10 protein-coding genes are annotated in these 13410 nt (G+C 65.1%); 3 read left to right on the forward strand and 7 right to left on the reverse strand.

Features of this window, described 5'->3' with window-relative positions; all coding sequences use genetic code 11:
- Positions 1-122: 122 nt before the first annotated feature.
- The 6 genes from WMN78_RS05155 to WMN78_RS05180 form a co-directional block, all read right to left on the reverse strand.
- Positions 123-1832, reverse strand: a complete 1710-nt coding sequence (locus WMN78_RS05155) for an ABC transporter family substrate-binding protein (RefSeq protein WP_340532433.1) — start codon at positions 1830-1832, stop codon at positions 123-125.
- A gap of 52 nt (positions 1833-1884) precedes the next feature.
- Positions 1885-4170, reverse strand: coding sequence for a dipeptide ABC transporter ATP-binding protein (locus WMN78_RS05160; protein WP_340532434.1), 2286 nt, complete (start codon positions 4168-4170; stop codon positions 1885-1887).
- On the reverse strand, positions 4167-5150 hold the full coding sequence (locus tag WMN78_RS05165; RefSeq protein ID WP_340532436.1) for an ABC transporter permease: 984 nt from the start codon (positions 5148-5150) through the stop codon (positions 4167-4169). The genes WMN78_RS05160 and WMN78_RS05165 overlap by 4 nt, the downstream gene beginning before the upstream one ends.
- Positions 5151-5152: 2 nt before the next feature.
- Complete coding sequence (locus tag WMN78_RS05170; RefSeq protein WP_340532438.1) at positions 5153-6139, reverse strand: ABC transporter permease; 987 nt, start codon at positions 6137-6139, stop codon at positions 5153-5155.
- Positions 6140-6516: 377 nt separating this feature from the next.
- On the reverse strand, positions 6517-7170 hold the full coding sequence (locus WMN78_RS05175; RefSeq protein WP_340532440.1) for a helix-turn-helix domain-containing protein: 654 nt from the start codon (positions 7168-7170) through the stop codon (positions 6517-6519).
- 34 nt (positions 7171-7204) lie between these two features.
- On the reverse strand, positions 7205-9223 hold the full coding sequence (locus WMN78_RS05180; protein WP_340532441.1) for a hypothetical protein: 2019 nt from the start codon (positions 9221-9223) through the stop codon (positions 7205-7207).
- Between the two features lie 267 nt (positions 9224-9490).
- Here WMN78_RS05180 and WMN78_RS05185 point away from each other — a divergent pair, with 267 nt between their 5' ends.
- Together WMN78_RS05185 and WMN78_RS05190 are read left to right on the forward strand one after the other, a co-directional pair.
- Positions 9491-10057 (forward strand): NADPH-dependent FMN reductase, encoded by a 567-nt coding sequence (locus WMN78_RS05185; protein WP_340532442.1) that lies wholly within the window; start codon positions 9491-9493, stop codon positions 10055-10057.
- A 180-nt stretch (positions 10058-10237) separates the two neighbouring features.
- On the forward strand, positions 10238-11041 hold the full coding sequence (locus WMN78_RS05190) for a GerMN domain-containing protein (RefSeq protein WP_340532443.1): 804 nt from the start codon (positions 10238-10240) through the stop codon (positions 11039-11041).
- 48 nt (positions 11042-11089) lie between these two features.
- Here the strand turns inward: WMN78_RS05190 and WMN78_RS05195 are convergent, their stop codons facing one another.
- Complete coding sequence (locus tag WMN78_RS05195) at positions 11090-11935, reverse strand: isocitrate lyase/phosphoenolpyruvate mutase family protein (RefSeq protein ID WP_340532444.1); 846 nt, start codon at positions 11933-11935, stop codon at positions 11090-11092.
- 121 nt (positions 11936-12056) lie between these two features.
- On the opposite strand from WMN78_RS05195, the gene WMN78_RS05200 reads away from it, so the two are divergent.
- Entirely contained in the window at positions 12057-13349 is a 1293-nt protein-coding gene (locus WMN78_RS05200) for a PLP-dependent aminotransferase family protein (RefSeq protein WP_340532445.1), read from the forward strand.
- Positions 13350-13410 lie beyond the last annotated feature (61 nt).

A 13410-nucleotide genomic window follows, 5' to 3' on the forward strand; every position in this document is an offset into this window, starting at 1 on the left:
CCGGAAAGGCGCAGCAAGTGCGAGAGCGTCGGACCGGCACGGCGAAGGCCGGCACCCCGTGAAGAGTTCGTCTGAACAGATCACGGGATGCCGGCCCTGGCGTTACTGCTGTCAGGCTGCTGTTACTTCTTTTCCCAGCCGATGGTGGTCCAGTCCGGAACCTGGGACAGGCTCTTGAACAGGGACGGACCGTAGTTGGCCAGGCCGGTGCGCACGAACGAGATCTGGGGTCCGTTCATCACAACGCCCATGGAGAAGTACTTGGCCATGTGCTTCTTTTCAACTTCCATGGCCGCCTTGTTGCGCTCGGCGTTGTCCTCGATGCTGCTGAGCGCTTTGATCTCGGCATCCAGCTCGGCGTCGCCCAGCTCGTTCTCGTTGGTCTTGGAGTCGTAGAACTGCTTGACGGCGTCTGTTGCGTCAGCACCCACGGTGTAGCCGGAGACGCTGAGGAAGAAGTCGCGGCTGCCCAGTACCTTGCCGAAGTCGGCGGAGGCGCGCTGGTCGATTCCTACATCCATGCCGCCGGCCTGGAGCTGCTTCTGCAGGGTCTGCACGAAGGCCAGGGTGGTGGGGTCATCGCCGAAGTTGCTGATCTTGAATGCGGCGGGAACGCCGTCCTTCTCCATGATCCCTGCGGCGTTGGGCGTGTAGCCGGCGTCGGTCAGTACCTTCTTGGCTGCCTCGGCACCGGATTCCGTGGCCGGGTAGTTGTCCTGGTAGTACTTGGAGAACGGCAGCAGCATCATAGAGCCGGAGCTGGTCTCTTCCCAGTTCAGCCCGTTGAAGCGGACCTTGCGCAGGGCCTCACGGTCCACGGCGGTGAAGATTGCCTTGCGGATGGCGACGTCCGTCAGCGGGGCCTTCTGCGCGTTCAGGTTCAGGCCGCCGGCGAACAGCCGCTGGCCGCGGCGGATCTCGGAGTTCTTGGTGCCGTCCAGCTGCTTGTAGGGAGTGATGGTGTTGGCGGAAACGCCGTCAATCTCGCCGTTCTTGAAGGCGGCAATCGCGGCGCTGCTCTCCAGCTGGCGGAAGACCACCTTGTCGAGGACGGGCTTGGTGCCCCACCACTTGTCATTCCGGGCCAGGGTGACAGTCTTGGCGGCACTGTCGTACTTGTCCAGCTTGAAGGGTCCTGCCATCCACTCCGGGTGCATGTCTCCGGTGAAGCCGGTGTTGAAGATCTCGGGAGTGTTCACGGCCGGGTGGATCAGGCCGGTGAAGAGGGCATCCAGCGGGTAAACAGGCTGGGTGGTGGTGACCACAACCTCCTTGTCACTGGAGCCGGCCTTCACGGAGTCAACGAACTCGTACGCGCCGGAGCTGACGATATCGATGTCCTTGTTCTCGCCCTTGAGCATTTTCCACGTGTTCTCGAAAGCCTTGACGTCGATCGGCGTGCCGTCGTTGTAGGTGGCCTTCTCATTCACCTTGATGGTGATGGTCTGCTTGCCGTCCTTAACCTCGCTCTTGACGTCCTCGCAGAAGTCCTTGTTCGGCGTCGCTGTGCCGTCGAAGTCGAAGTTCCAGCAGCCCCAGGTGCCCGCACCGTCAACGGGCCGGTGCAGCGCCGTGTTGTCTGCGCTGTTGCCGTTGTTGGAGAAGCCGTTGAAGTCCGGACCGATGTTGCCCAGCGAAAGCGTCACGGTGCCACCCGGTTCCAGGTCCTTGGCGTCCTTGGCGTTGATGCTGATCAGCTTGGTGAGGTCGCTGCCGGCGTCCTGGCCCTTGCCGGCGTCGGGGCCCGAGGGGGTGCCGCCTCCGCCACAGCCGGTGAGCGCGAGGGCTGCCGTTACGGCGGCCACCCCGCCAATCTTGGTCAGATTCTTCATGGTTTTCCCTTCATTTTTGGTGCGAGAGTTGGTGCTTTGGGGATCGGGCAAGTTATGGGCCTTCGTGGACAACAAGCATGTCCGTGTCGAGTTCGCCGTCCGGGAAGAAGCAGGCAAACTGCTGGTCCGTCGACAGCTGGTCCGCTTCGGCCGCATGTGTCCGCGGGTGGACTGCTTGCGGGTGGGAGACAGTTTCCAGTGGCGGCTCAAGCGTGAGGCATTTTTCCTGCTTCGCGGCAGGGAGCGCGGCAAACACCGGGCAGCGCGTGGCGAAGTTGCAGCCCTTGGGTGCATCCAGCGGCGACGGAAGGTCGCCCTGCAGGATGATGCGTTCGCGGGTTCGTTCCAGTTGCGGGTCCGGCACCGGGATCGCGGACAGGAGTGCCCGCGTGTAGGGGTGTCGCGGGTTGTCGAACACGCTGTCCACGTCACCGATTTCCACGATCTTGCCGAGGTACATCACGGCTACGCGGTTGGAGATGTGGCGCACCACGGACAGGTCGTGGGCCACCATGAGGTAGCTCAGGCCGAGTTCCGCGCGGAGCTTGTCCAGGAGGTTGATGACGCCCGCCTGCACGGAGACGTCCAGTGCGGACACGGGTTCGTCGAGGACCACCAGTTTGGGGTTGACGGCGAGCGCGCGGGCGATGCCGATCCGCTGGCGCTGGCCGCCGGAAAACTGGTTGGGGAACCGGTTGACGTGGTCCGGCTGGAGGCCCACCAGCTCCATCAGTTCCATGATGCGTTTCCGGATTGCCGGCTTGGCCAGGCCGGCGTTCTCGAGTGGTTCGGACAGCACTTCGAAGACGGTGAAGCGCGGATCAAGGGCGCCGGTGGGGTCCTGGAACACCATCTGCAGTTCCCTGCGCATGGCACTCTTTGTTTTGGCATCGGAGGCTGCCTTGTTGCTCAGTCCGCCGATGGTGACCTCGCCGTCCTGGTCCTTGTGGAACTCCATGATTTCCAGCAGAGTGGTGGTTTTCCCGCAGCCGGACTCGCCCACGATCGAAAAGCATTCGCCCTCGCGGATATCGAAGCTCAGCCCGTCCACGGCCTTCACCGTCCCGATCCGCCGCTTGATGAGCGCACCCTTCAGCAACGGGAAGTGTTTCCGGACGTCCCGAAGTTCCAGTACCTTCCTGCGTTCGAGCCGCGGAACGGCGTCGAAGCGGGAGACCGGAACGGCGGGGGCATGGAAGATCTCGTGGACGTCCACTTCGGCACCCAAGGAGTCGGTCTTGATGCAGGCCGCCTTGTGGACGCCGCTGCCGGCAGGCCCGCTGCCGGGTAGTCCGTTCGCCGCTCCCCGGGGGCCGCTGACCGGCCACAGCTCCGGTTCCCCCTGCAGGCAGGAATCGCTCACCAGCGGGCACCGGGGCGCGAAGGAACATCCCGTGGGTGAGTGGATCAAATTCGGCGGAATGCCCTCGATGGGCACCAGCGAGGCCTTTTCCGCGACGTCCACGCGCGGCACGGCGCCCAGGAGGCCCATGGTGTAGGGCATCCGCGGGCTGTAGTAGATGTCGTCCACGCTGCCGGTTTCCACCGGTTTTCCGGCGTACATCACCATGATGTCGTCCGCCATCCCGGCCACCACGCCAAGGTCGTGCGTGATCATGACGACGGCGGCGCCGGTCTCCTCCTGCGCGGTGTGGAGCACTTCCAGGACCTGCGCCTGGATGGTGACGTCCAGCGCCGTCGTCGGCTCATCCGCGATGAGTACCCGCGGGTTGTTGGCGATCGCGATGGCGATCATGACGCGCTGGCGCATCCCGCCGGAAAATTCGTGCGGGAACGCCGTCAGGCGGTCCTTCGGGCTGGGGATCCCCACCCTGCCAAGAAGTTCGACGGCGCGGGCTTCTTTGGCCTGCTTGCTCATCTTCGGGTGGTGGACGGTCAGCGCCTCGATGATCTGGTTCCCTACCGTGTACACCGGCGTCAGGGATGAGAGCGGATCCTGGAAGACCATGGCGATGTCGTTGCCGCGGTACCGGCACATGGCTTTGTCGCTGAGACCCAGCAATTCCGTGCCGTTCAGCTTCACCGAGCCGGTGACCCCGGCGGTGGCGGGGAGCAGGCCCATGATGGCCAGTGAGGTTACCGACTTCCCCGAGCCGGACTCGCCCACGATGCCCAGCGTCTTGCCGGGCAGGAGATCGAAGCCGACGCCGCGGACCGCGTGCACCACGCCGTTCTCCGAGTTGAACCGGACGTTCAGGTCCCGGACGGACAGGACGGCATCCGCCGGGGCATCACCCGATACATGCAGCCCTGCGACATGCAGACGCTCCGCCACCGAATCGGTGCGCTCTGTGCTGGCTGTGGTGTCGCTGCTCATTTGTTTCTCTTCCCTGCAGTCTTCTGTTTCCTGCCATTGGCCCTGCCAACTGAGCTGGAGCTGGGGTCGAACGCGTCGCGGAGGCCGTCGTTCATCATGGCCAGCGAACCCGTGAGCAGGAACATCGCCACCAGCGGAACCCAGAACATCCACGGGAACGTCTGGACCTGGGAGGTCGCCTGGTTGATGAGGACGCCCAGGCTCACATCCGGGACCTTGATGCCGATGCCGATGAAGGAGAACGCCACCTCGGCCAGGATGGCGCCGGTGACACCGCGCGTGATGTCCAGGACCAGCAGGGAGCCGATGTTGGGGACCAGGTGCCGCCAGACAATCCGGCGGCCGGGGATGCCCATGTACTGGGCGGCCTTGACGAAATCGCGCTGCATGAGCGACATCGAAAGGGAGCGGATCAGGCGCGCGGTGCCCATCCAGCTGAAGACCAGGAGCACGATGATCAGCAGCAGCCAGCTGGGCAGGTTCTCCCGCAGGCCGTTACCGCCGCCGCTGGTGGCCACTGCCACCACCAGCAGTGCCGGCATCATGATGAGGGCCTCCAGGATGAAGAGCATGACCTTGTCCACTTTGCCGCCGAAGTAGGCCATGGTGCAGCCGTAGACGGCGGCGATCAGCACCGAGACCAGGCCGACCACCAGGCCGATGAGGATGGAGATCCGGGTGCCTTCCACCATCAGGGCATAGAGGTCGATGCCGGCCTGGGACGTGCCCAGCAGGTGCTCCGCCGAGGGCGGCATGCCGATGTTGAAAGGGTCGATGGTTTCCTTGTCCCAGGGGGAGAAGAAGCCTCCCACGAAGGAGAAGACCGTCAGGGCGAGGAAAATGACCAGGCCGGCCACGGCCGTCTTGTTCCGCAGGAAGCGCCGCAGGATGATCGAGGACTTGGCGATGACGACGTCGTCATTCTCGATCTTTGCTTCCTCGGCGACAGCAACCGGGTCGATGGCATTCAGGTTGGTCATGGTTACTGCACCCGCACTCTCGGGTCGACAAGCGTGGTGGCGAAGTCCGCGAGGATGGCGCCGATCGCGAAGATGACGGAGCCGTAGGCGAGCGTGGCGGTGGCTGCGTTGACGTCCTGCAGGGCAATGGCGTCGATGCTCCACGAACCGACGCCGGGCCAGGCAAAGATCTTCTCGGCGAAGAATCCGCCGGCAAAGATGGCCGGGATGGTGAAGGCGATGCTCTGGGCCACCGGGATGAACGAGACGCGCAGGGCGTGGCGGGCGATGGCCTGGTTGCGGGTGAGGCCCTTGGCCCGGGCCGTGCGGACGAAGTCGGCGTTGACGTTGTCCAGCAGGTACTGCCGCTGGGCGATCTGGTACGTTCCCCAGCCCACCAGCGTGATGGCCAGCGTGGGCACTGCGTAGTGGGCCAGCATGTCCACGAACTGAACCCAGGCGCTGCCCTCCAGCCCGGGAGTGGAGATTCCTGTGACGAAGAAGATCCGTTCGCCGATGGATTCATTGATGTTGATGGCACCCAGCTGGACCAGAAAGTAGGCGATCGGGGCGGGCACGATGTACACGAGGTAGCTGTAGGACGTGATGACGCGGTCTTGGAACTTGTACTGCCGGGCTGCGGTGTAGACGCCCAGCGCGACGCCGATGATGAGGGTCAGGACGATGGATGCCAGGAACAGCCGGGTGGAAATCCACACGCGGTCGCCGAATTCGGCGTTGATAAATGCACCGTTGGGGCTTCGTCCCCAGTCCCAGCGGGTGACCACCGCCGTGAGCCAGTCCACATAGCGTTCCCAGGGACTGAGCGTGGGGTCAAGGCCCTTGAGCCGGAAGGAATTGGTCACCTGCTCGGGCGTCGGCCGTGGAATGCGTTCTTGTTCCAGCAGCGCCGGTTGCAGCGTGCTGACGGCAAGGAAGTAGCCCGCCGTCGTGGTCAGGAAGATCATGAGCAGGTACGTGGCTGCCCTTTTGGCGAGGTAGCGGAACATGTCTGCCTAGCTCTGGATCGCCGGTGCCAGTTCCGCGCCGCGCAGTGACGGCAGCTGTGCGGAGGTGCCGTTCCCGGCGGGTGTCATTTCAGCATTCACAGCAGTCGATCCTTCCGTCATCCCCCGCACCGGCGAGGGTTCCGCCGCCGGTCCGGGATCATGGCCAGCGGGTGTCTGGCCGCCCGCATGCCCTGGGGCCTTGTCCTGGTGGACTATGTTGCGGGTCACATTCCAGAGGAAACTACCACATAAGAAGAAGCCTCCAGGGTGCCCTTAAGCGGAAACACGGGTGTCCTGTACCAGATCGTTATGAATAAATCATGATGATTGATTTGAGTGGACGGCCACCCGCTGGAATTACCCTTCGTCCGGCCGGATTACCCTCCGCCCCCAGGCCGCTCCTCCGCCTGGTGGTCGCCGCCGCCTGGGCACCTGACGAGACTCGTCACCAGCTCGCGCCAGGACTCCGCAAGCCGTTCCGGAGAAACGTGGTGCACCCGCACCGCGTAGAGCAGCCGCTCGGGATCCAGGGTGGAGCTCAGCGACATCGCCATGAGCCAGGGATCCGCGGTTACGCCGGCCGCGCGCAGGAGCATTTCGATGTGCCGGTGCCAGAGTACGGCGGCCGGTACATCAAAGCGGTTGTAGGCAGAGGAGTCCGCGGCGCGGGCCAGCTCCCCGTACTCCAGGACGTAGGCGATCCGCTCCGCACCGAATGCCACGAGCCGTTCCAGCGGGGGCGCGCCCGGGCCGAGGGGCGGCGGGCCGAACATGAACCGGCCCTGGAACTCCGCCTCCGAGTCGCTCAGCAGCGTCATCATCAGCCCGGCCCGGGAGCCGAACCGCCGGAAGACAGTGCCTTTGCCGACGCCGGCCCGTTCGGCCAGGCGGTCCATGGTGAGGCCGTCCGCGCCGCACTCCTCGATGAGTTCGCGGGCGGCCTTGAGCAGCAGCTCCCGGTTGCGGGCGGCGTCGCTGCGTTCCGCTTCCCCGCCCAGCTGCGATCCGGACCGGATTGGGATGAGGCTCACACCGGATATTCTAGCCCCGCGGTGTTCGCGGAAGTCAGTTCACGCCTATGGTTCGCTCGAGGAGCTGGTCGGGCAGCCCTTCCGATTCAAGAAAGTCGCGAAGGGTCGAATCAAGGACAAGGGAAACGTCGGGATCCGCTCCCAGCACATTTTCTGCCACTTGAGCGAGATTACCTCCGTAGCCCTCGTGGAGCGGCCGCAGTTCCTCTACCAGCCTGTTCGTGTTTTGGTTGTGGGTGCCCGTCAGCGCCAGGTACCACGTGGCTGCCAGGAGCGGGTCGATGTGCTCGGAATTGATGATGTACATGGCATCCCCCCGGCCGGCCGTGTGGCCCTCCGCGGCGCGGAACAGCTCCGTGGCGGCTTCAGCATTCTTGCTGGTGTGCGACTCGATGGTGGACATTCCCTGCTGATAAGGCGTCATCGGATCCATGCCGAGCGGCCTGGTGTCCTGGACGGTGAGCCCAAAGACTTGCGTGGACGCCAGGGCTGCCAGCGCAGACATGACCGCCAGCCCCCTGGGGCGGCCGTACCTTTGGGACGCAAGCCACCGGCCAACCAGGGCCGTCACGGCAATGCACGCAATGACGGGCAGCATGAGCTCTACCGCCAAGGCCAGCTTGAGCGAGTAGTAGTTGACCTTTCCGGCACTCACTATCTGGTAAGTGCCGAGCGCAATGACAACGGCCAGGCCGAGGACGGGAATGACGACAAGCCTGGCGGCCGCGGGCATCTTTCCCGGACTGGTGAGGAAGTCCCTGAAGTTGCCGTGCACCAGCAGTATTGACGCCGCCATGGCAACAAGAAACGTGGCGATTTCCACGCCGTGGGTGGAGCTCGGCACCCTGCCTATGGCTGTCACGACGGTGCCGGTCTCGATCCGGGAAATTTGCAGGCCCACCAGGGCCAGGCCGATCAGGCCCGCCGCCGCCACCACGCCGTTTGCCAGCCAGGCGGCCTTCGTACCCTGCCATCGTTGCCGCGACCACGGGAAGACGGCAAAGGCGGCCAGCGGCACCACCAGGAGCAGCAACAGCGCCCATGTATTGGCAATCCCAACAATCGCGGCGGCCGAGGTTGCGAAAACCACCGGCTTGGCCAGGGAGTCCGCGAAGGACACCACGATCATCAGGCAGGCCAGCAACGCAACACCAACCACAAAGTTCTGGAACGCATGCAGCGTGGCGACGGAGGCGGTGCCGAATGACCACGCCGTGATGGCCAGCACAACGAAAGGCGTACACATCATGGGCCGCTCCCTGATCCAGGGCAACGAGGTGAGTCCGGCGGTCACCATCACCGTCGCACCAACGGCAGCGAGGGAACTCAGCCGGCTGTAGGTCACCAACTCGATGCCCAGGGGCCCGGGTGCATGCCCCACCGCGAGGTCGGCCATGGTTGCGAGAGCGGCGTGGAACCCTTGCGGATACTCCATGAAGACCCACGGATGGCCGCTCTCCGAGATGCCGGCCATCGGGACCACCGTGCCGTGGCTTCGGATCATGTTGTACATGCTGAAGTGGGAAGAGTTATCCCAACTGGCCAACAGCAGCCCCAGGGCCTGCGGGCCCGTGAAGACGCGGAAATACGGCAACAACACGGCTGAACCGAGGGCTGCAGCAACCAGGAGCAGGGTATCCGCCTTGCCCACTGACGGGAGGAGCGAGGCCGCCGCCGCTTTCCGGTTCGGGGACCCGATGATCCAAATCGCAAGTCCGGATATCAGCCCGCCGAGGAGCAGCTGGCCCCACCCAGGGAAACTCGTGGGGAGGGGTATCCACCACAGCAAGGGAACCGCTCCAAAGTACAGGCAGCCCAGGATGACTATCCGCTGGGACAACTGACGTGCGGTTGGCACCGCCACGGCCAGCAGACCTGTCAGCGCGAGGACCCCCCACCCGCTGAAAGGCTGAAGCTGGACCAGCAGCAGGAACCCTGCCATCACAACCAGCCCGAGGCAGATGCCGGCACCCTTGCGGTTCCACAACGGGAGCGGGCGGCCCTGCGCCACCGCGGGTACATGGCATTCGGCTGTTTCTAGGGGGTGGGGCACATCGACTCCGTGGGCTAGGCTGCGGACTTCCGTTGGGGACGCAGTCCCGTTCCCCAGTGATCATGAACCGCCTCCGGACGAGCGACCGCCTTTGAGTCTAATCGAGCGGTGTTAGTGGAGCGCGCTGCGATGAGCGTCACACCGGAAGATTCGACGTCGGGGAATAAGAATCGGACCGCAGTCCGTTTAGCATGAGTGAAGGCATCAACCAGCCTCCATGATCAACCAGCCGGCGGATACTCCCGCGGCCAGACACTAGGAGTTCACATGTCCAAGAGCACCGTACTTGCCCTGGTCGGCAGCCTGCGCGCCGAATCCACCAACCAGAAGCTCGCCGAAGCCATCCAGCTGAACGCCCCCGAGCAGGTTGACGTTGTTATCCACGAAAGCCTGGGCAACATCCCGTTCTACAACGAGGACATCGACGTCGAGGGCCAGGTTCCGGCTGCCGCCGCCGCCCTCCGCGCCGCCGCCAACGACGCCGACGTCCTGCTGCTGGTCACCCCGGAGCACAACGGAACCGTCCCCGCCTCGCTGAAGAACGCCATCGACTGGCTGTCCCGCCCGTTCGGCGCCGGAGCCCTCAACGGAAAGCCGACCGCCGTCGTGGGCACCGCGTTCGGCCAGTACGGCGGCGTCTGGGCACAGGACGAAGCCCGGAAGGCTGTCGGCATCGCCGGCGCCCGGGTCCTTGAGGACGCCAAGCTTGCCGTTCCGGGCTCCATGGTCCGCTTCGCCGAACTGCACCCCAAGGATGACGCCGAAGTTGTGGAGCAGATCAAGGGTGTCTTCGATGCCCTGGCCAATGCCGCAACCGCAGCCGCAGCCGCCTGATCCACCGCACCAAGCCTGCTTCTCCCCCTAAAACGCCCCCGGCAGCCGCCGGGGGCGTTTTGCGTCACCATTCCGTGATGGAGCTGACGCAAAACCGTCACTCGGCACATATTCCGCGGACAGACGCTCCGCCGTAACGTTGAGACGGGGACGTGCGAGAGCTGGAAGTGCGGTGCGTTCATGATGTCCACGCCTGGGGTCCGGGCAATAGCGGCAACTGCCGCGTTTATGCTTCCGCTGTGGCTCGGATCGTGCTCGCTGCCGCCCGGAGCTTCACCGGCCAGTACGGCCATCCAGCCCGGCGGTATGCCGGCACCGCAGCCGCTGCCCGCGCCATTTCCGGTCACCACAAGCGCCGCTGCCACACTCCCCGCATCGGGTCCGGCGACGGCCGCTTCGTCCGGCCCGGAGGCTCTAACTTCCGGCCCGGCGGCTGCCGCCTCGTCCGGCGCGAGCGCCAAACCCATGACGGCCGACAGCATCGCGCCGCAGGCGGGAGCCAACCGCGGAGCCGCAGCAACTATCGACGATTCCGCCACCGACACCCTGCCAGCCGCCGGCGGCCGGGCGACGCCGGAAGGCCTGGTGCCCGGCGGGACACCCGTGTACTTCGTGGCACTGGACGACGGCGGCAGCACCGGCGTGCGGTTCGGCTGCAACGACAGCCTGGTTGCGGTCTTCCACAACCCCGCCGCGGCGGAGGAACCGCTCCGGACCGCCCTCGCCATCCTGCTGGGCGGCGGAAGCCCCCCGGACGGGCTGTACAACTCGCTGGACAACTCCGCGCTGAAGTACCTTTCCGCTTACTTCGACGGCACCACTGTGGTGGTGAACCTGACCGGGACCATCCGCCCGGGCGGCACCTGCGACATCCCCCGGCTGGAAGCCCAGCTCACGCACACAGCTGTATCAGCAGTTGGTGCGGCGCGGGCCGAGATCTATGTTGACGGGCGGAGGCTCGCAGACGTCCTGAGCCTTCGGTAGACGCGGTCCACACCCGGAAGAGTCGCCCGCTGCGGGAACGCGGTCAGATCAGCTACGCCGGAACAGATCGTCCATGGCGTCGTGGCTGCGGGCACCGGCGAGCTCGGACCAGTTGCCGTCGCCGAGCACGTCTTGGGCCACCCGGGACACGGTGGCATAAGCAGCCTTCGCCGTGTTGCCACCGATGCTGATCCGACGGACGCCGGCGTCGTGCAGTTCCCCCACGGACGGAGCCCCCAGGCCGGCAAGCGCGTTCAAGGGGGCGGCAATCTGACGCGAAAGGTCGTGGAGCACGTGCAGGTCCTGCACCCCGGGCACGAATATTCCGTTGGCCCCGGCGGCAAGGTATGCCTCCGCGCGGCCGAGGGTTTCCGTAAAGGCAGTCTCCGCGAAACGGCCGGACAGGTAGGTGTCCGTGCGGGCGTTGATGAACAGGTCAACCCCTTCTTCCTCCGCTGTGCGGCGGACGACGGCGATGCGGCGCGCCTGCTCGTCAACGTCCGTCAGCGGCTGCTCGCCGGAGTCCTCGAAATTCACGCCGACCGCCCCGGCGGCAAGGACAGCGCGGACGGTTTCGCGCAGCTCGCCGTCATCAAACCCGCCGCCAACGTGCGCATAGCCGGCTTCAATGTCAGCTGTAACGGGCAGGGCCGTGGATGCCGCGATCCGGCGAACGGCCGCCATGGCGAGTTCCCGCGGCAGGTGGTTGCCGTCCGGAAAGCCCAGGCTCCACGAGAGGGCCGAACTGGAAGTGGCCAGCGCCGTCGCCCCCGCTTCCTCCACGAGGCGGGCGGACGCCACATCCCAGACATTCACCAGGACCAACGGGGCGGCGCCCTCGTGGAGTGCGTGGAAGGAGGCGGCCAGGGATCCGGTCTGACTGTTCGTTGTCATGGCTCTATTCCATGCCCTGCGCCGTTGAAGGTAAAGCAACTTCGACCCTCCGCCGGACATCCGGGAAAATTGTGTCAACATCCGTTGCCTCATTGACAACACAAGGCTGTATCCTGTGGATGTGACCCACGAAACACTTGACGCCGCCGCCGATGTCCTGCCGGCCGAAGCAATTGACGCAATCGAACGCGCGGCAACGTCCGCCCACCGCCACGACGAACTGTTCTCGGAGCGCGCAGCAAACATCAAGCAGTCCGCGGTCCGCGATGTCTTCGACATCTCCCTGCGCCCGGGCCTTGTGTCGTTGGCCGGCGGCAGCCCGTACCTGCAGTCGCTGCCTTTGGAACGGCTGGGCCAGACAGCCGCGAAGATCATTGCGGAACAGGGCATGACGGCCCTCCAGTACGGCACCGGCCAAGGTACCGAGGAACTCCGCACCCAGATCTGCGAGGTGATGGCGGCAGAGGGAATCCTCGACGCAGATCCCCGGAACGTGGTGGTCACCGCAGGATCCCAGTCCGCCCAGGACGTGGCCACCAAGGTGTTCTGCGATCCCGGCGACGTGGTGCTGGTAGAGGACCCGACCTACGTGGGCGCCCTCAACACGTTTGAGGCGTACCAGGTGGAGGTGGCCACCGTCCCCATGGACGAGCACGGCCTGGTTCCGGACCTCCTGGAAGCCCGGGTAGCAGCCCTCCAGACGGCCGGGAAGAACATCAAATTCCTGTACACGATCCCCAATTTCAACAATCCGTCCGGCATCACCCTCGCGGAGGAACGGCGGCAGGAGATTGTTAACATATGCCGCAACGCGAATATTTTGGTCCTGGAGGACAACCCCTACGGCCTGCTGCGCTTCGACGGCAAACCGCTGGCGCCGTTGCGGGCTGCCAACCCGGACGACGTCATCTACATGGGCTCGTTCTCGAAAATCTTCGCCCCCGGCCTGAGGATCGGCTGGGCCCTGGTGCCGGCGCACCTCCAGCGCCGCTACTACCTGGCCTCCGAGGCCGTGACGCTCTGCCCGTCGACGCTGAACCAGATGCTGGTCTCCGCCTACCTGCGGGACTACGACTGGAAAGGGCAGATCGAAACCTACCGGGGGCTCTACGCCGAACGCTGCCAGGCCATGCTGGCCGCCCTGTCGGAGTACATGCCGGAGGGACTGAGCTGGACCCGGCCCGAAGGCGGCTTTTTCGTCTGGGTGACCCTCCCCGAGGGGGTGGACACATACCCGCTGTTGCGCAAGGCGATCGACGCGGGCGTAGTGTTCATTCCGGGTGCTGCGTTCACGCCGTCGGACGAACCGTCCAACAAACTGCGCCTCGCTTTCAGTGCCGTTCCTCCGGAGGCCATCGCGGAGGGCGTGCGGCGGCTCGCGCCGGTACTGCGGGACGCCATCGCGGCGCTGTAGCCTGAGTCATAGCTGCATGCAGCCGGGCACTTTCATGAGGCTGACCGATCCCTTAGGAGCT

Origin of the sequence: Arthrobacter oryzae, assembly GCF_037911235.1 — a bacterium.
GTDB classification, from domain to species: Bacteria; Actinomycetota; Actinomycetes; order Actinomycetales; family Micrococcaceae; genus Arthrobacter; species Arthrobacter oryzae_E.